We start from the raw sequence: 17337 nt of genomic DNA, 5'->3' as shown, positions 1-17337 counted from the left end.
GTGGTGATCGGCGGACCGACCCCGGTCGGGGATCCTCGCAGCCGACCGCGGGCGCGGACGGATGCGGCAACCCCCCTACTTTGCCACATCCCCCGGCGGAGGTTGAAATCCGGCCTGGTCCAGGGCCGCGATGTCCCGTTTGTCGAGCCGGTCGGCGGGCAGCGCGGCCAGCAGGTCGGGACGGCGGGCAGCCGTCCGCAGCAGGCCCTCCTCGCGCCGCCAGCGGGCGATCTTGCCGTGGTCGCCGGAGCGGAGCACCTCCGGCACGTCGTGCCCACGCCAACTCGGCGGCTTGGTGTAGATCGGCGCCTCCAGCAGCCCGTGCGCGTGCGACTCCTCGTCGAGCGAACCCGCGTTGCCCAGCACCCCCGGCAGCAGCCGGGTGACCGCCTCCATCATCACCAGGACCGCGACCTCGCCACCGAAGAGCACGTAGTCACCGAGCGACACCTCGGTGACCGGCATCCGGGTGGCGGCGTGCGCGAGAACCCGTTGGTCGATCCCCTCGTAGCGACCGCAGGCGAAGAGCAGATGCGGCTCGGCGGCCAACTCGTACGCCATGGCCTGGGTGAACGGGGCGCCGGCCGGCGACGGCACCAGCAGCCGGGGCGGCGGGGCGTCCACCGGCGCGAGGGCGTCCAGCGCCTCACCCCACGGCTCCGGGCGCATCACCATCCCCGGCCCGCCGCCGTACGGGGTGTCGTCGACCGTGCGGTGCACGTCGTGGGTCCAGGTCCGCAGGTCGTGCACGGCGAGCTGGAGTACGCCGTTGGCCCGCGCCCGTCCGATCAGCGACAGGTCCAGCGGGGCGAAGTACTCCGGAAAGATCGACACGACGTCGACGCGCATACGGGCTGGTCCTAAAGGTCGAGCAGTCCGGCTGGCGGGTCGACGATCACACGTCCGCCGGCCAGGTCGACCTCCGGGACGATCGCCCGGACGAACGGGATCAACGCGGTACGCCCCTCGGGGCGCCGCAGCACCAGCAGGTCGGACGAGGGTGCGTGGTCGATGCGGGCGACCTCGCCGAGGCGTTCGCCGGCCGGGGTCACCACGGCCAACCCGACCAACTGATGGTCGTGGAACTCCTCCGGGTCGTCCGGTGGGGCCACGTCGGCGCTGTCCACCACGAGCAGTGTGCCGCGCAGCGCCTCGGCGGTGTTGCGGTCCAGGATGCCGTCGAACGCGATCAGCACCCGACCCTGGTGGAAGCGGGCTTCCTCGATGGTCAGCTCCGCCGGAATCCGGAACGGCACGCCGGGGCCGTCGGAGGACGGCGGGGGTGTCGCCCCCGGCTCAGTGCGCAGCACTGTGCCGGGGGCGAACCGTGCCTCGGGCTCGTCGGTCCGCACTTCCACGGTGACCTCACCGCGGACACCGTGCGGCTTGCCGATCCTGCCGACGACGAGCTGCATCAGTACGAGTCGACGATGTCGACGCGAACCCCGCGCCCGCCGATGGAGCCGATCACCTGGCGCAGCGCCTTGGCGGTCCGGCCGGACCGCCCGATCACAGTGCCGAGGTCCTCGGGGTGCACGCGGACTTCGAGCCGCTTGCCCCGACGGGAATCGACCATCCGCACCCGGACGTCATCCGGGTGGTCGACGATGCCCTTGACCAGGTGCTCCAACGCCGGACGCAGTGGCATGTCAGGCCTGCTCACCGGCGTCGGCAGCGGCCGGGGCCTCGGCCGGAGCCTCGGTCTTCGGAGCCTCGGCGGCCGGCGCCTCGGTCTTCGGAGCCTCGGCAGCCTTGGCTGCCTTCTTGGCCGGCTTGGCCGGGGTCTCCGGGGCGAGCCCGGCGGCGGCCTTCGACTCAGCCTCGTACGCCGCCTTGCGGTCGGCCTTCTCGGGGGCGACCAGGAGCGGCGGCGGGGCCGGCAGGCCCTTGTACTTCTGCCAGTCACCGGTCAGCTCCAGCAGCCGCTGCACCGCCTCGCTCGGCTGAGCGCCGACGGACAGCCAGTACTGGACCCGCTCCGACTTGACCTCGATGATCGAGGGGTCTTCCTTGGGCTGGTAAACCCCGACGAACTCGATCGCCCGGCCGTCGCGCTTGGTGCGCGAGTCGGCGACGACGATGCGGTACTGCGGGTTGCGGATCTTGCCCATCCGCAGGAGCCGGATCTTTACGGCCACAGTTGTTTCGCTCCTGTTGCGATCTCACCGGCCCAAGACGGGCGGTGTGCATGGGTGAGCGCCGACCGGCACAGTGGGGTTGGGCCGGAGACAACTCGGTGGACTGGCGACGTGCCCGGGTTAGAGGGCGCCGGACGCGCACCGGATACCAGCGACCTATTCTGCCAGATCCCCGGCCGATCTTCCGCATCGGACCCGGACACCACGTCGCCGGTGACCTGGAACACCGCTCAGCGCACTGGCGGACGGTCCCAGCCTGCCGGAAGTTTGTCCGGTACGCCCCATTCTGGCGGAGGTGCGAAGTCGGTCCAGGTGCCGTCGAACGGGAACTCGCCCGCCTCGGCGAGCGCGATCACCCGCTCCCCCTCGGCGCGGACCGCCTTCTCGTCGGTCACCCAGTAGTGCTCCGGAAAGGCGAGACGCTCGACGAACTCGTCCTCGTCCTTCCACTCCCAGCTCAGGTCCGGGCGTACCACCACGTCGAGATCCTGGTCCACCACGTCGACGCCGGCCACCGGGCCGTCGTCCCAGCGGACACCGGGCTCCTCGAGGTTGACGTACCAGTGCGAGAACCGGCCGTGCGCATCCCGGAACCACCAGACGGAGTGCGCCGCGCCGGCGGGCAGGAACTTCAGCAGCGGCGGGCCATTCCAGCGGCCCTGCGCCAACCGGTACGTCGGGGTGACCCAGTCGGCGAACGGCACCGCGCGCATGGTCACGCCCGCCTGGTTCACCTCGTGGGCCACCGGCGAATCCTGGGCGATCCACACCAGCAGCCCGCGATCGTCGTCGCTGACCACGCGGGCCGGCCGGACCCATCCGATCCGGCCGTGCCGCACGTTCCGGTGCATGATCAGCCGACCCGGCTCGAACCGGTCGACGAGCACCTCAGTAGGCGCGGGCGAGGATGGCGACCAGATCCGGCTCGTCCTCCGAGTCGGGAACCGAACCGTCGGCGCGCAGCAGGCAGCGCACCGTGACGCCCTGGCCGTTCGCCTCCGCCTCGCCGGCCACGCCGACCGCCGACCACGGCACCCGCGCCCAGCCGGTCGCGGCGGCCTCGATCGCCTCGGCCAGGGTCGCCACGTCCACCGTGCGCGCCTCGCGGTTGGCCAACGCCTGATCGTGCAGCACCTGCTGATCGGTCTCCAGCGCCGCCAGCACCGCGGCGACCACGTCCGCCACCGGCGTCGGGGTCTTCGAGCCGTCGGTCCGACGCACCACTGTCGCGTTGCCCACGGCCAGGTCACGGGGGCCGACCTCGACGCGTACCGGATAGCCACGCAGCTCGGCGTCGACGGCCCGGCGGCCGAACGGGGTGTCGGTCCGGTCGTCGAGCGCGACCCGGACACCGGCGTCGCGCAGGCCGTCGCGCAGCTTGGCCGCCGCCTCGCCGACGCCGTCACCGTCCTTGACGATCATGACGTACGCCTGGATCGGCGCCAGCTTCGGCGGCACACGCAGGCCGTTGTCGTCGCCGTGCGCCATGATCAGGCCACCGAGCATCCGGGTGGACGTGCCCCAGGAGGTCGTCCAGGCGTGCTCCCGGCCGCCCTCCTTGGAGGAATAGCTGATGTCGAACGCCTTGGCGAAGTTCTGGCCCAGCTCGTGGCTGGTGCCCAGCTGCAACGCCTTGCCGTCACCCATCATGCCTTCGCAGGTGTACGTGGCCGTCGCGCCGGCGAAGCGCTCGCGCGCCGTCTTCAGGCCGACCACCACCGGGATGCCGATCACGTTGACCATCAGGTCCTCGTACGCCTCGTGCAGGATCCGCCGCGCGTACGCCCGGGCGTCCTCGCGGGTGGCGTGCGCGGTGTGCCCCTCCTGCCAGAGGAACTCGCTGGTCCGCAGGAAGATCCGCGGACGCAGCTCCCACCGGACCACGTTCGCCCACTGGTTGAGCAGCAGCGGCAGGTCCCGGTACGAGTCGATCCACTTGGCCATGAACTCGCCGATGACCGTCTCACTGGTCGGACGCACCACCACCGGCTCGGCCAGCGGCTTGCCGCCACCGTGCGTGACGACCGCCAGCTCCGGCGAGAAGCCCTCGACGTGCTGCGCCTCACGCTTGAGGTAGCTCTCGGGGATGAACAACGGGAAGTACGCGTTCTCCGCACCCGCCGCCTTGATCCGAGCGTCCATCTCAGCCTGCATACGCTCCCAGATGGCGTAGCCGGCCGGTCGGATGACCATGGTGCCGCGAACCGGGCCGTTGTCGGCCAGCTTCGCCTTGGCGATCAGGTCCTGGTACCAGCGGGGGAAATCCTCCGCACGGGGAGTGAGCACGCGTGCCATGACCGCACATCCTATGCGCCGCGCGGGCGGACACCGCGTCCGGGAGTCGCCACGCCGCGCCGTCCCGCTGTGCTGACGGGCCGTGACGGCGCTGGGCCGGGCCGCGGGAGCGCCAGTAGAATTCGACCACCATGACTACCTCGACGGACTCCCCCCGCCAGCGGCTGCGGGACACGATCGTGGACGCCGCCCGCGCCCGGACCATCGCCGCCGGGTGGGACGCGGTCCGGATGGGCGGAGTGGCCACCACGGCCGGGGTGAGCCGGCAGACGGTCTACAACGAGTTCGGCAGCAAGGCGGGCCTCGCCGAGGCGCTCGCCCGCGCCGAGGTGGACCGGTTCGTTGGCGATGTGCGCGACGCGCTGCTCGCCCACGGCTCCGACGTGCGGGCCGGCGCGTACGCCGCCATCGCGCGCACCCTCTCCACGGCGGCGGACAACCCGCTGGTCAAGGCGATCCTGACCAGCGCCCGGGGCGGGTCGGACGAGCTGCTGCCGTACCTCACCACCCGGGCCGAGGTGGTGCTCACCGAGGCGTCCGGCGCGCTGATCGACTGGGCCGGCGACCACCTGCGCGGGGCGGACCAGGCCGCGCTGGCCTTCGCCGCCGACACGGTCGTCCGTCTGGTGGTCAGCCACATCGTGCTCCCCCGCGAACCGATCGAGGAGACCGCGACGGCCCTCGCCGACCTCGCCGTACGCCTCTTCAGCGCCGCCGCCCGCCCCACCCTCTAACCCCCACACCCGCCTCGCGACACGCGCCTCGCGACACGCGCCTCGCGACACGCGCCACGCGCCGCATAGCGCGGCGCGGGGCGGGTCAGCGGATGACATGGCCGCGGAGGATCGTGCGGGACGGGGCGCGGACGACGCGCAGGTCGGCACGGGGGTCTTCGGGGTAGACGGTCAGGTCGGCGAGCCCGCCCTCGACCAGGCCGGGGAAGCCGAGCCATTCGCGGGCGCCCCAGGAGGCGGCGGCGAGCACCTCGAGCGGGGCCATTCCGGCCCGCTCGTGCAGCAGCATCATCTCCTCGGCGGCCAGCCCGTGGTCGATGCCGCCACCGGCGTCGGTGCCCACGTAGATCGGCACGCCCGCCTCGTGCGCGGCGCGCACCACGTCGGGGAAGCCGTCGCGCAGCGCGAGCATGTGCTCGGCGTACCCGGGGAACTTGCCCCGCGCCTGCTCGGCGATGCCACCGAAGGTGGCAATGTTGATCATTGTGGGGACCAGTGCGGTGCCCTGGCGGGCCATCTCGTCGATCAGGTCGAGGCTGAGCCCGGTGCCGTGCTCCACCGAGTCGACGCCGGCCCGCACCATGATCTCGACGGCCGACTCGGAGAAGGTGTGCACCGCGGCGCGTACCCCGGCGTCGTGCGCGGCCCGCACGGCGGCGGTGAGGGTGTCCGCGTCCCAGGCCGGCGCCAGGTCACCGACGCCCCGGTCGATCCAGTCGCCGACCAGCTTCACCCAGCCGTTGCCGGCCCGCGCCTGCGCGGCCACCGTGGCGGGCACCTCGGTCGCGTCGACCTCCACGCCGATGTCGCGCAGGTAGCGCTTCGGCGGGGCGACATGCTGGCCCGCGCGGGCCAGTCGCGGCAGGCCCGGCTCGTCGTCGAGTTCGGGGTACGGGTACGGCGACCCGGCGTCCCGGATCGCCAGCACCCCGGCGTCCCGGTCGACGTGGGCCAGCGCGCGGGCCTGGTCGAGTGAGGTGATCGGGGCGCCACCTCGGGCGATGCCGATGTGGCAGTGCGCGTCGACAAGCCCCGGCAGCACGTAGCCGCCGTCGACGACGGTCTCCGCACCGGGCACCGGGGTGAAGGTCACCCGGTCGCCGACCAGCCAGAGATCCCGGACCTCGTCGTCGGGGAGCAGCACGCCGCGCACATGAAGAGCCATGCGCACAGTCCTACCCGATCAGCCCTCCTCGGGAGCGAGCAGGTCGTTCTTCCGGGCGGTCAGGGCCGGCAGGTCCACGGAGACCTTCCACGGCCGCTCCGTGACGAACAGATCCTCGGTGTGCGTGACCTGCCCGTACTCCCGGTTGGCCCCGAGGGAGTACTCGGTGAGCGTGACACGTTCCTGGGTCGGGTCGAGCACCCAGTAGGACCGGATGCCGGCGTGCGCGTAGACCTTCGCCTTGTCGTACATGTCGCGGAAGGTGGAGGTCGGCGATACGACCTCCACCGCGAGCAGGGCGTCCTCGACCGGCACGGGCGACCGGCCGGCGTGCGTGCGGCGGATGACCACCACGTCGGGACGGGGCTCGTTGCGCCGGTCGACCCGCATCGACAGGTCGATGCTGACCAGGTATTCCGGCGGGCAGTTGACGCGAAGCGTGAGCAGCAACTCGACGCACAACTCTTGGTGCACGGCAGTGGGCGACGGCACGATCAACATTCCGTTGATCAGTTCGTACGGAAGGTCCTTCGGCAGGTCACCGAGGTCGTCGACCGTCCACTCGTGCCGTTCGGGCAGGATCGGGGCCGCGGTCATGACATCTCCTTCCAGGGGGCGGCGTCACCCTAAGCGCCGGATCAGTCGCCCGCCGTCACCGACACGCGTCAGCGCGGGCCCTTGTCGCCACCCTTGCCGAGCTTGTTGAAGTCGATCTTCGGGAGCTTGAAACCGGGCGGCAGGCCCTGGCCGGCGGCGAGATCGTTCGGGTCCATGCCCGGCGGGAGCTGCGGCATGCCACCCGGGAAGCCGGCTGGCATGCCGGCGCCGGTACGCGGGCGACCGCCGCCCTTGGTGCCCTTGCGCTTGTTCTTCGGCGACTTGGTCGCCTTGCGGCGGCCACCGCCGGGCAGGCCCATCATGCCGCCCATCTGCTTCATCATCTTCTGCGCGTCGGCGAAGCGGTTGAGCAGCTGGTTGACGTCCATCACGGTGACCCCGGAACCGTTGGCGATGCGCGCCCGCCGGGAGCCGTTGATAATCTTCGGGTTGGTCCGCTCGCCCGGGGTCATCGACCGGATGATCGCGGTGACCCGGTCGAAGTGGCTGTCGTCCAGCTCGGAGAGCTGGTCCTTCATCTGCCCCATGCCGGGCATCATGGCCAGCACGTTGGCGATCGGGCCCATCCGCCGCACCGCGATGAGCTGGTCGAGGAAGTCGTCCAGGGTGAACTGCTCACCGCCCATCAGCTTGGCGGTCATCTTCTCCTTCTGATCGGAGTCGAAGGCCTGCTCGGCCTGCTCGATCAGAGTGAGGACGTCGCCCATGCCGAGGATCCGGCTGGCCATCCGGTCGGGGTGGAAGACGTCGAAGTCCTCCAGCTTCTCACCGGTGGAGGCGAACAGGATCGGCTGCCCGGTGACCTCGCGGACCGACAGCGCGGCACCACCACGGGCGTCGCCGTCGAGCTTGGAGAGCACCACACCGGTGATGCCGACGCCGTCGCGGAACGCCTCGGCGGTGCGGACGGCGTCCTGACCGACCATGGCGTCGATGACGAAGATGACCTCGTCCGGCGAGACGGCGTCGCGGATGTCGGCGGCCTGCTGCATCATCTCGGCGTCGATGCCGAGTCGGCCGGCGGTGTCGACGATGACGATGTCGCGGGCGGCGCGCTTGGCGTGCTCGATCGACGCGCGGGCCACCTGCACCGGGTCACCGGTGCCGTTGCCGGGCTCCGGGGCGTACACCTCGACGCCGGCGCGGCCACCGAGCACCTGGAGCTGCCCGACGGCGTTGGGGCGCTGGAGGTCGGCGGCGACGAGCAGCGGCTGGTGCCCCTGGCCCTTGAGCCAGCGGGCGAGCTTGCCGGCGAGGGTGGTCTTACCGGAACCCTGGAGGCCGGCCAGCATGATCACCGTGGGCGGCTGCTTGGCGAACTGGAGCCGTCGCCCCTCACCGCCGAGCACGTTGATCAGCTCTTCGTTGACGATCTTGATGATCTGCTGGGCCGGGTTCAGCGCCTGCGAGACCTCCGCGCTGCGGGCGCGCTCCTTGACGGCCGCGATGAAGCCCTTGACCACCGGCAGCGCGACGTCCGCCTCCAGCAGCGCGAGGCGGATCTCGCGCGCGGTGGCGTCGATGTCGGCGTCGGTGAGCCGCCCCTTGCCGCGGAGCTTGGTGAAGATCCCGGACAGGCGGTCACTCAAGGTGTCAAACACGCGAACATCCCGTTTGTCAGTGTTCCGGCGGGCACAACACGGCCGGCACTGCGGAGTCCGACCACCGCTAGGGTAGCCGCCCGGCCGCAAGGCCGCTGGCGGCCCGGCCTCACCCCGAGACCAAGCCCGATTGGTACGCGAAGACGACGAGCTGGGCCCGGTCCCGGGCTCCCAGCTTGCCCATCGCCCGGCTGACGTGGGTCCGCGCGGTCGCCGGGCTGACCACCAACCGTGCCGCGATCTCCTCGTTGTTCAGGCCCTCACCGACCAGGCCGACGACCTGACGCTCCCGATCGGTCAGCGTGTCCAGCCGAGGGTGCGGACGAAGCACCCGGGACGGCCGGGTGGCGAACTCCCGTACCACCCGACGGGTCACCGACGGCGACAGCAGCGCCTCCCCCTCGGCGACCAGCCGGATCGCCCGCAGCAGCTCGGCCGGCCTGGTGTCCTTGGTGAGGAACCCGCTGGCACCGTGGCGCAGCGCGTCGAAGACGTACTCGTCCAGCTCGAACGTGGTGAGCACCACCACCCGCGTACCGGTCAGGTCGCTGTCGGCGACGATCCGGCGGGTCGCCTCGATGCCGTCGATGCCGGGCATCCGGATGTCCATCAGCACCACGTCCGGCCGTTCCCGGCGGGCCAACTCGACCGCCCGCAGCCCGTCGGACGCCTCGCCGGCCAACGCCAGGTCGTCCTCGCTCTCCACCAGCGCACGCAGTCCGAGCCGGACCAGGTCCTGGTCGTCGGCGATCAGCACCCGGATCACGTCGCCGGCCCCACGGGCAGCCCGGCGTACACCCGGAACCCGCCACCGGGGCGCGGCCCGGTGCTCAACCGCCCACCCAATGCCGCGACCCGCTCCCGCATCCCGGCCAGACCGTGACCGTCGTCGGCCGGCACGGTCCCGGCCCGGCCCGGCCCCACCCCCCGGTCGGTGACCTCGACGGTCACCTCATCCGCGCGGTAGTCCACCGTCACCTGCGCGCTCGACACCCCCGCGTGCCGCAGCACGTTGGTCAACGCCTCCTGCACCACCCGGTACGCGGCCAGGTCCACAGCTGCCGGCAACTCCCGGGGGTCACCCACCACGCGCACCTCGACGGCGAGCCCCGCCCCGGCGAGCCGGTCGCGCAGCGCGGGCAGACGGGCCAGGCCGGGTACCGGCTCGCGCTCGGCACCCCGCCGCACCGCGCCCAGGGTGACCCGCAGCTCGTCCAGCGCCTCGCGGCTGGTCCGGCTGATCGCGGTGAGGGCCACCTCCGCCTGCTCCGGCCGCTTCGGCAGCAGGTGCAGGGCGATCTCCGCCTGCATGTTGATCGCGGCCAGCCCGTGCCCCACCACGTCGTGCACCTCCTGCGCGATGCGCAGCCGCTCCTCGTCGGCCTGCCGTCGGGCCTGTTCGGCACGGCCGCGGGCCTCTTCGGCACGGGTACGCGCGGTCGCCTCACGGCTCACCCGCACCACCACCCCCACCGCGAACGGTACGACCACCCAGGCCGCCGCGGGCAGCACTCCCGTCCAACCCGGCGCGGGCCCCCGCCCGAAGAAGACGTGCGCCAACAACAGGACGAACGCGCCGCCGGTGGCGAGCGCCGCCGGGCGCACCGGCAGCCGCACCGCCACGCTGTACACCGCGATCAGGAACGTCAGCAGAATCGGCCCGTACGGGTAGCCGATCAGCAGGTACGTCGAGGTGGCCACGGTGACCACGGCGAGGGTGACGACCGGAGCGCGCCGCCGGACCAGCAGGGCGAGCGCGGCGACGGCGATCAGCGCCCGACAGGCGGCGTCCACCGGCCTCGACCCCGGCTGGTTGTTCCCGGCCAGACCGGTGGCGAGCAGCCCGAAGCCGAGCAGGACCAGGGCGAGCACGGCGTCTGCCGCCTGCTCGCGCCACCGCCACTGCCACTGCCCGCCTGGTCGCATGGCCGTCATTCTGCCCGCGCCGACGCCCCTCGACGTGCGTCCACGAGCGGCACCGCCGCTACGCCCCCGGACGTACCCGCCACAGGGACAGAACTCCCGATCGCAGCGCGCTGCCGGCAGACACCCTCACGAGCGTGATGCCTCACAGGCATCACGATGACTGTGAGGCATCACGCTCGTGGGAGTGACCGGGCTGGCACAACGACCGACGGTGCCGTCGTGGGTCACACGGCGGCGAGGACCGCGGCCTCCAGGCGGGCCCGGGTGGCGTCGTCCGGCCAACCGCCGACCAGGTAGAACGCGTCGACCACGTCGGCGCCGAGGGTGGAGATGCGGGCCGCCCGAACCAGGGCGCCGGCCTCGTCGAGGGCACCAGCGACCCGGTAGAGCAGGCCGGCGGCGTCGGCGGCGCGCAGTTCCAGGAGTACGGCCCCGGTGGCGGCCTCGCGGTGCCAGACCACTCGTGGAGCCGCGCCGCCGCCCCGGCTGGCGAGCGCCCGGCCGCGCAGCCGTTGGGTGACCGACACGTCGCCGGCGACCGCCCGGCGCAGGTCGGCGCGGAGCGGGACCGGGTCCGGCGGAAGGCCGTAGCGGGGCTGCACCCGGCACTCGACCAGAGCCCGGCCATCGACGGCGGAGGCGTCTGCGGAGATCACCTCCAGCCGGTGCAGCGCCAGGCAGCCGGCCACCGTGGCGAGCAGACCACGCCGGTCGGCCGCCGCCACCGACACCCGGTCGCCGGTCAGGTGGATGACCGGCAGCGGCCCGGCCAGCAGCTCCGGGTCCGGTGCGGGTGGTTCGGGGAGTACGCCGGTGTCCAGCGCGGTGCGAACCCTGGCGACCAGCTCGGCGACGAGCCGGCCCTTCCAGTCGGACCAGGCCGCCGGCCCGGTCGCCGCCGCGTCGGCGCGGACCAACGCGTGCAACAGGTCGAGGGTGCCGGTGTCACCAACCGCCTCGGCCACCGAGGCGATGGTGACCGGGTCGGCCAGGTCCCGGCGGGTCGCCACGTCGGGCAGCAGCAGGTGCAGCCGGACCAGCCGGCCGATCAGTTCGATCTCCGGGGCGGGCAGGCCGACCCGGGTGGCCACCGCCTGGGCGACCGGCACGCCGACCGTGCTGTGATCACCGGGGAGGCCCTTGCCGATGTCGTGCAGGAGGGCGCCGAGGAGCAGCAGGTCGGGGCGTTCCACCTCGCGGGCGTGCCGACTGGCCTCGTGCGCGGTCTGCACGAGGTGCCGGTCGAGGGTGAAGCGGTGCACGGGGTTGTGCTGGGGCAGGCTGCGCAGCCGGGTCCACTCGGGCAGCCAGCCGTCGACAAGCCCGTACCGGTCGCAGGTCTCCCAGGCCGGCACCAGCCCGGCACCGGCGCCGAGCAGGGTGATCAGCGCGGCCCGCGCCTCGGCGGGCCACGGGGCGGGCAGCGGCGGGCAGTACGCCGCCAGCCATTCGCAGGTGGCCCGCGCGATGGGGATTCGGGTGGTGGCCGACGCGGCGGCCACCCGCAGCGAGAGGCTCGGGTCCGGGCGTGCCCCGATCGCCGTGCGGGCGAGCACCAACTCGCCGTCGTGTTCCACCACGTCGCGGGCGACCGGGCGGCGGGCCGGGCGGCCGTTCCCGCCCCGGGAGCGGCCGGAGCGCAACCGGTCGGCGGCCCGGAAGGCGTCGTCGAGGGCGTGGCTGACCGTGCGGGCGTCACCGGCGACCCGTCGCAGCAACGCGTCGCGGTCTTCCAGCCCGAGCAGGGCGGCCACCCCGTCGCCCTCCTGGGCGACCAGCCGGTCGACCCGCCGACCCACCTGCTGGTGCAGGGCGTCGCGGGTGTCCAGCAGGCGCAGGTGGGCGGCGCGCACGGCGGGACGCAGCGCGTCGGTGATCCCGGCGGCGGAGATCGCCCGCAGCAGCCCCACGTCGCGCAGACCACCGGCGGCCTCCTTGAGGTCGCCCTCCAGCAGGAATGCCAGCTCACCGTGGGTCTGCCAGCGGCTGGTGGTGACCTCGCGCAGGCCGGGCAGGTGCCGGACGGCGGTGCGCCGCCAGTGATCGGCGGCGGTGCTGATCAGCGCGTCGGCCAGCGCCTGGTCCCCCACGACCAGCCGGGCGTCGAGCAGCCCGAGCGCGACCTTGACGTCGTCCTGGGCCACCGACAGCGCCTCGGCGACGGTGCGGACGGAATGATCGAGCCGCAGACCCGCGTCCCAGATCGGGTACCAGACCGAGGCGGCCAACTCGTCCGTGCCGGGCACCCCGGCGTGCACCAGCACCAGGTCGAGGTCGCTGTACGGGGCGCACTGCCGCCGCCCCAACCCCCCGACGGCCAGCAGCGCCACCCCGTCGCGCGCCGGCAGCAGCCCGCGCAGGAAGGTGTCGTACGCGGCAGCCCGCCGCTGCCGAGCCGACTCCCCGATCCCTCCGGGTACGCCGACGACCTCGTTGATCAAGAGGTTCGCGTCGCCATCGGCGGCGTGCCCCGACGCGTTCTTCCTGATCAACGAGGTCATCTCAGTCGTGGCCGAGGTCAGAGTGCGTCGAGGCCGCGTTCGCCGGTACGTACCCGGACGACCTCTTCGACACCGGTGACCCAGACCTTGCCGTCACCGATCTTGCCGGTGCGGGCCGCCCCGACGATGGCGTCCACGACCTTGTCCACGTCGATCTCGTCGGTGAGCACCTCGACCCGGATCTTGGGCAGGAACTCGACCGTGTACTCGGCACCCCGGTAGACCTCGGTGTGCCCCTTCTGCCGCCCGTACCCCTGAACCTCGCTGACGGTCAGCCCGGCCACCCCGAGGGCGTGCAGGGCCTCCTTCACCGCGTCCAGCTGGTACGGCTTGATGACTGCGGTCACCAGTTTCATGTCCAACCCCTCCATCCCAGGAACGTTAACCGGCGACCTTTTCGCTGACCGGCTCGGCGGGCTCCGCCTCCGGCTTGGCCCCACTCGTCGTACCGCCACCGGGGGTGCCGATGCCGGCCATCGCGAACGCGCTTCCCGTGCCGCCGCCGGCCGGGGACAGGTCGTAGCTGCTCTCAGCGTGCTCGGCGATGTCGATGCCCTCGACCTCCGCCTCGCCCTTGACCCGGAAGCCGATCGTCTTCTCGATGACGAAGGCGAGCACCCAGGCGATGCCGAACGACCAGGCGGTGACGATCAGGCCGGCGAGGGCCTGCCGCCCGAGCTGGGTCGCGCCGCCGCCGTAGAAGAGGCCGTCGGAGGCGCCGACCACGTCGCTGATCGCGGCGTTGACCGAGTTGGTGGCGAACAGGCCGAGCCAGAGCGAGCCGATCCAACCACCGACGAAGTGCACACCGACCACGTCGAGCGAGTCGTCGTAACCGAGCTTGTACTTGAGGCTGACGGCGAGCGCGCAGACCGCGCCGGCGACGATGCCGAGCAGGACGGCGGCCCACGGTGCGATGAAGCCACAGGCCGGGGTGATGGCGACCAGGCCGGCGACGGCGCCGGACGAGGCGCCGACCATCGTCGGCTTACGGGTCTTGACCCACTCGACGGCGATCCAGCCGAGCACCGCCGCCGCCGTGGCGAGCTGGGTGTTGATGAAGGCGAGGCCGGCGACAGAGTCGACGGTCAGCTCCGATCCGGCGTTGAACCCGAACCAGCCGAACCACAGCAGACCCGCACCGAGCGCGACCAACGGGATGTTGTGCGGCTTCATGCCCTCCCGCGGCCAACCGAGCCGCTTACCGAGGACCAGGGCCACGGCCAGGGCCGCCGCACCGGCGTTGATGTGCACAGCGGTGCCACCGGCGAAGTCCAGCGCGTGGATGTCGGCGCCGATGATGCCGCCGCCCCACACCCAGTGCGCGACCGGGAAGTAGACCAGGGTGGCCCAACCGAACGCGAACAGCAGCCAGCCGGCGAACTTGGCCCGGTCGGCGATGGCACCGCTGATCAGCGCGACGGTGATCACCGCGAAGACCATCTGGAAGGCCATGAACACGTAGAGCGGGACCCCGATGCCGCTGGGGTTCTCCGCCGTGGCACCCCACAGGTCGGTCTCGGCGAGGAAGGTCTTGGTGCCGAGGTACGCGCCCGGGTCGCCCCAGAAGCCGTTCACGTCGGTCCCGAAGGCGACGCTGAAACCGTAGAACCACCACAGAATAGAGATGAGCCCGATAGCGGAGAAGCTCATCATCATCATGTTGAGTACGCCCTTGGCCCGGTTGAGGCCGCCGTAGAACAGCGCCAGTCCGGGGGTCATGAGCAGCACGAGCGCGGTCGAAACCAGCAGCCACGTGGTATTGGCGCCGTCGATCGTCGGTGCTTCAGGCACGCTGGCCTCCTAAAAGGTGAAGTCCTCCTTCGCGGCTTTCCGGGGCAGCGTCGCCCGTAGGCCGGTTGCGCGGAAGCTTCGCGGCCGGCTGTTTCACTTTGGGTCCCGTGCGGGTTTCCGTTTCGTGACGGGTTGTTTCGGACGTGTCACGAACTCCGCACACTCATCAGCATGGACGATTGTGGATCGACCGGACGGCGACCGTCGATGACTGACCGGCCAGACGCATCGACCGGTCCGCTTGACGGGACCGGCCGAGCATCGACGGGGCAGCCTCAGCGCAGGGCGTTCTCCAGGGCGTGCCGCTCGTAGTCGAGCAGCCGCAGATCGCGCATCGGTCGGCGCAGGTGGCCCTTGTGCACGATCCGCACGAACGCCGGCTCACCGGCGGCGGCCATCCGGCGGATCCCCTCGACGTGGTCCACGATCCGTTTGCGGATGGTCCGGATCAGCCGGTGCCGGTCCCTCGGGATCAGCCCGTACGCGTCGGCGAAGAGCCGGAGTCGGCGCGGCCGGTCCGGATGCTTCCAACCGAGCGTGATCGAGTCACGGTCCGCGAAGATCGGCACCCAGGTCCAGGCCGCGTACGCCACGTCGTAGATCCGTGCTCCGGGTGAGGCGAGGTCGAAGTCGATCAGCCCGAGGGTGCCGTCCGGACGCCAGATCACGTTGTGCGGCGCGGCGTCGTGGTGGCAGATCACCTCGGTGTCCGGCGGCGGGGGCCCGAACGAGCGCCAGACCGCCGCCTGCGGAGGGGTGAACCCGTACTGCGCGTCGTGGAACATCCGCAGCATGGTGGCGACGGTGACCAGGGCCTCGTCGGTCACCCAGTGCGGGGCGAGCGGATATTCTCCGCACTCCCCCTCCAGGTACGACAGCACCTCACGGTTGCGCTCGTCCATCCCGAGCGCCCGGGGGGCGCCGGTGAACCCCACGTACTCCAGGTGGCGCAGCAGCGCGTGCACGGACGGGGTCCACGGCCCGGCGTTACGCCGCACCGTGTCACCCACGCGGACAACGGTGCTCACGTTGCCGCCGTGCAGCGGGATCTCCTGCGAAGTCACGTACGGTCTCCCGAGGCGCTGCGAAGGATGGCCGGGGTCACGCCAACCCGCGTACGCGCGATCGTCAGTGGTCACTCGAGACTACGCGTCCCGGCCGGTGGCCTCGGTCCCCAGCAACGCGTCGACGAACTGCGCCGGGTCGAACGGGGCCAGGTCGTCCTTGCCTTCGCCGAGGCCGACCAGCTTCACGGGGATGCCGAGCTTGCGCTGCACGGCGATCACGATGCCACCCTTGGCGGTGCCGTCGAGCTTGGTCAGCACCACACCTGTCACGTTGACCACCTCGGTGAAGACCCGGGCCTGCTCCAGCCCGTTCTGCCCGGTGGTGGCGTCGAGGATGAGCAGTGTCTCGTCGATCGGGCCCTGCTTCTCCACCACCCGCTTGACCTTGCCCAGCTCGTCCATCAGGCCGACCTTGTTCTGCAGGCGGCCGGCGGTGTCGATGAGCACGGTGTCCACGCCGGTGTCGATGCCGCGCTTGACGGCGTCGAAGGCGACGCTCGCCGGGTCGGCGGCCTCGGGCCCCCGGACGGTCTCCGCGCCGACCCGTGAGCCCCAGGTCTCCAGCTGGTCGGCCGCGGCGGCCCGGAAGGTGTCGGCCGCGCCGAGCAGCACGCTGCGACCGTCGGCCACCAGCACCCGGGCGATCTTGCCGCAGGTGGTGGTCTTGCCGGCGCCGTTGACGCCGACGACCAGGACCACCGCCGGCACGCCGTCCTTGGGGGCGGTCCGCAGCGAGCGGTCCAGGCTCGGGTCGAGCGCGTTGACCAGCTCGGCGGCGAGCAGGGCCCGCAGCTCGGAGGCCGAGCGGGTGCCGAGCACCCTGGTGCGCTCCCGGAGCCGGTCGACGATGTCGCGGGTGGCGTCGACGCCGACGTCGGCGGTGATCAGGCTGTCCTCGATCTCCTCCCAGACGTCCTCGTCGAGGTGGTCCCGGGCGAGCAGGCCGAGCAGGCCCTTGCCGAACACGTTCTGTGAGCGGGACAACCGCGAGCGGAGCCGGACCAGCCGCCCGGCGGTCGGCTCGGGGACCTCCACCTGCGGTTCGAGCACCGGAGGCGGCTCGACCAGGACGCCGGTGGACAGATCGGACTCCGGTGCCTCGACCGGCGGGCCGGCGAGATCCTCCTCAGCCCTGGTGTCGACCTCGGTGCGCGGCAGCGGGGGCTCGGGCCGCCGCCGCAATCGCGGCACGACCAGCCCGACTGTGCCGGCGATCAGCACACCGAGCAGGACCAGAGCGAGGACGAGATATTCGGCCATGCCGGAATCCTGTCAGATGCCGGCGGCGGCGTCCCAGCCACCGCACCCTGAGCGGTGCCCGGCCCCCCAGCCACCGCACCCTGAGCGGTGCCCGGGCCCCCAGCCACCGCACCCCGAGCGGTGCCCGGTCCCCCAGCCACCGCACCCTGAGCGGTGCCCGGGCCCCCAGCCACCGCACCCCGAGCGGTGCCCGGCGTCTCAGCCACCGCACCCGGCCGGGGCCGCTGACCGGCGGTAG

17 protein-coding genes are annotated in these 17337 nt (G+C 72.2%); 1 reads left to right on the top strand and 16 read right to left on the bottom strand.

Annotation, left to right across the window (positions count from 1 at the left end):
• Positions 1–75 precede the first annotated feature (75 nt).
• From trmD to proS, 6 genes are all read right to left on the bottom strand, one after another.
• Entirely contained in the window at positions 76–849 is a 774-nt protein-coding gene (gene trmD, locus KBX26_RS16005; RefSeq protein WP_030335224.1) for a tRNA (guanosine(37)-N1)-methyltransferase TrmD, read from the bottom strand.
• 11 nt (positions 850–860) lie between these two features.
• The gene (gene rimM, locus KBX26_RS16000) at positions 861–1415 is read right to left on the bottom strand and encodes a ribosome maturation factor RimM (protein ID WP_030335226.1); all 555 of its coding nucleotides are present in this window, start codon (positions 1413–1415) and stop codon (positions 861–863) included.
• Entirely contained in the window at positions 1415–1675 is a 261-nt protein-coding gene (locus tag KBX26_RS15995; protein ID WP_172862164.1) for an RNA-binding protein, read from the bottom strand. Before KBX26_RS15995 ends, rimM begins: the two co-directional genes overlap by 1 nt.
• Positions 1650–2138, bottom strand: coding sequence for a 30S ribosomal protein S16 (gene rpsP / locus KBX26_RS15990; protein WP_210859599.1), 489 nt, complete (start codon positions 2136–2138; stop codon positions 1650–1652). Before rpsP ends, KBX26_RS15995 begins: the two co-directional genes overlap by 26 nt.
• A gap of 230 nt (positions 2139–2368) precedes the next feature.
• Positions 2369–2989, bottom strand: a complete 621-nt coding sequence (locus KBX26_RS15985) for a DUF402 domain-containing protein (RefSeq protein WP_030335231.1) — start codon at positions 2987–2989, stop codon at positions 2369–2371.
• 37 nt (positions 2990–3026) lie between these two features.
• A complete protein-coding gene (gene proS, locus KBX26_RS15980) occupies positions 3027–4433 on the bottom strand; it encodes a proline--tRNA ligase (protein WP_030335232.1) in 1407 nt (468 codons plus the stop codon).
• Positions 4434–4564: 131 nt separating this feature from the next.
• Between proS and KBX26_RS15975 the strand changes: the two genes are divergently transcribed.
• Positions 4565–5167 (top strand): TetR/AcrR family transcriptional regulator, encoded by a 603-nt coding sequence (locus KBX26_RS15975; protein WP_210865773.1) that lies wholly within the window; start codon positions 4565–4567, stop codon positions 5165–5167.
• An 85-nt stretch (positions 5168–5252) separates the two neighbouring features.
• On the opposite strand, the gene KBX26_RS15970 is transcribed toward KBX26_RS15975, so the two are convergent.
• From KBX26_RS15970 to ftsY, 10 genes are all read right to left on the bottom strand, one after another.
• A complete protein-coding gene (locus KBX26_RS15970) occupies positions 5253–6332 on the bottom strand; it encodes an amidohydrolase family protein (protein WP_210865772.1) in 1080 nt (359 codons plus the stop codon).
• Between the two features lie 18 nt (positions 6333–6350).
• Positions 6351–6929: a Uma2 family endonuclease gene (locus KBX26_RS15965; protein WP_210865771.1), complete on the bottom strand. Its 579-nt coding sequence runs from the start codon at positions 6927–6929 to the stop codon at positions 6351–6353.
• A 68-nt stretch (positions 6930–6997) separates the two neighbouring features.
• Complete coding sequence (gene ffh, locus KBX26_RS15960) at positions 6998–8551, bottom strand: signal recognition particle protein (protein ID WP_030335239.1); 1554 nt, start codon at positions 8549–8551, stop codon at positions 6998–7000.
• A gap of 109 nt (positions 8552–8660) precedes the next feature.
• Positions 8661–9317: a response regulator transcription factor gene (locus tag KBX26_RS15955; protein WP_030335241.1), complete on the bottom strand. Its 657-nt coding sequence runs from the start codon at positions 9315–9317 to the stop codon at positions 8661–8663.
• A complete protein-coding gene (locus KBX26_RS15950; protein WP_247680680.1) occupies positions 9314–10477 on the bottom strand; it encodes a sensor histidine kinase in 1164 nt (387 codons plus the stop codon). Before KBX26_RS15950 ends, KBX26_RS15955 begins: the two co-directional genes overlap by 4 nt.
• A gap of 224 nt (positions 10478–10701) precedes the next feature.
• Positions 10702–12978, bottom strand: a complete 2277-nt coding sequence (locus tag KBX26_RS15945; RefSeq protein WP_030335245.1) for a [protein-PII] uridylyltransferase — start codon at positions 12976–12978, stop codon at positions 10702–10704.
• A gap of 17 nt (positions 12979–12995) precedes the next feature.
• Positions 12996–13334 carry a P-II family nitrogen regulator gene (locus tag KBX26_RS15940; RefSeq protein ID WP_172862163.1) on the bottom strand — a complete coding sequence of 113 codons (339 nt, stop codon included), beginning with the start codon at positions 13332–13334 and terminating at the stop codon, positions 12996–12998.
• 25 nt (positions 13335–13359) lie between these two features.
• Entirely contained in the window at positions 13360–14772 is a 1413-nt protein-coding gene (locus KBX26_RS15935) for an ammonium transporter (RefSeq protein ID WP_030335249.1), read from the bottom strand.
• Between the two features lie 275 nt (positions 14773–15047).
• Entirely contained in the window at positions 15048–15911 is an 864-nt protein-coding gene (locus KBX26_RS15930) for an aminoglycoside phosphotransferase family protein (RefSeq protein WP_181539524.1), read from the bottom strand.
• A 6-nt stretch (positions 15912–15917) separates the two neighbouring features.
• Positions 15918–17099, bottom strand: a complete 1182-nt coding sequence (ftsY, locus tag KBX26_RS15925) for a signal recognition particle-docking protein FtsY (RefSeq protein ID WP_030335252.1) — start codon at positions 17097–17099, stop codon at positions 15918–15920.
• Positions 17100–17337 lie beyond the last annotated feature (238 nt).

Origin of the sequence: Micromonospora sp. C97 (assembly GCF_018070385.1) — a bacterium.
GTDB lineage: Bacteria > Actinomycetota > Actinomycetes > Mycobacteriales > Micromonosporaceae > Micromonospora > Micromonospora parva.
This window is presented reverse-complemented; position numbering and strand designations above follow the sequence as displayed.

Bases quoted from the DNA above. Each gene is read 5' to 3' on its own strand.
- rimM (WP_030335226.1), bottom strand. From the start codon at position 1,415: ATGCAGCTCGTCGTCGGCAGGATCGGCAAGCCGCACGGTGTCCGCGGT.
- KBX26_RS15950 (WP_247680680.1), bottom strand. From the start codon at position 10,477: ATGCGACCAGGCGGGCAGTGGCAGTGGCGGTGGCGCGAGCAGGCGGCA.
- KBX26_RS15940 (WP_172862163.1), bottom strand. From the start codon at position 13,334: ATGAAACTGGTGACCGCAGTCATCAAGCCGTACCAGCTGGACGCGGTG.
- ftsY (WP_030335252.1), bottom strand. From the start codon at position 17,099: ATGGCCGAATATCTCGTCCTCGCTCTGGTCCTGCTCGGTGTGCTGATC.
- KBX26_RS15970 (WP_210865772.1), bottom strand. From the start codon at position 6,332: ATGGCTCTTCATGTGCGCGGCGTGCTGCTCCCCGACGACGAGGTCCGG.
- KBX26_RS15975 (WP_210865773.1), top strand. From the start codon at position 4,565: ATGACTACCTCGACGGACTCCCCCCGCCAGCGGCTGCGGGACACGATC.
- KBX26_RS15965 (WP_210865771.1), bottom strand. From the start codon at position 6,929: ATGACCGCGGCCCCGATCCTGCCCGAACGGCACGAGTGGACGGTCGAC.
- proS (WP_030335232.1), bottom strand. From the start codon at position 4,433: ATGGCACGCGTGCTCACTCCCCGTGCGGAGGATTTCCCCCGCTGGTAC.
- KBX26_RS15985 (WP_030335231.1), bottom strand. From the start codon at position 2,989: ATGCACCGGAACGTGCGGCACGGCCGGATCGGATGGGTCCGGCCGGCC.
- KBX26_RS15945 (WP_030335245.1), bottom strand. From the start codon at position 12,978: ATGACCTCGTTGATCAGGAAGAACGCGTCGGGGCACGCCGCCGATGGC.
- trmD (WP_030335224.1), bottom strand. From the start codon at position 849: ATGCGCGTCGACGTCGTGTCGATCTTTCCGGAGTACTTCGCCCCGCTG.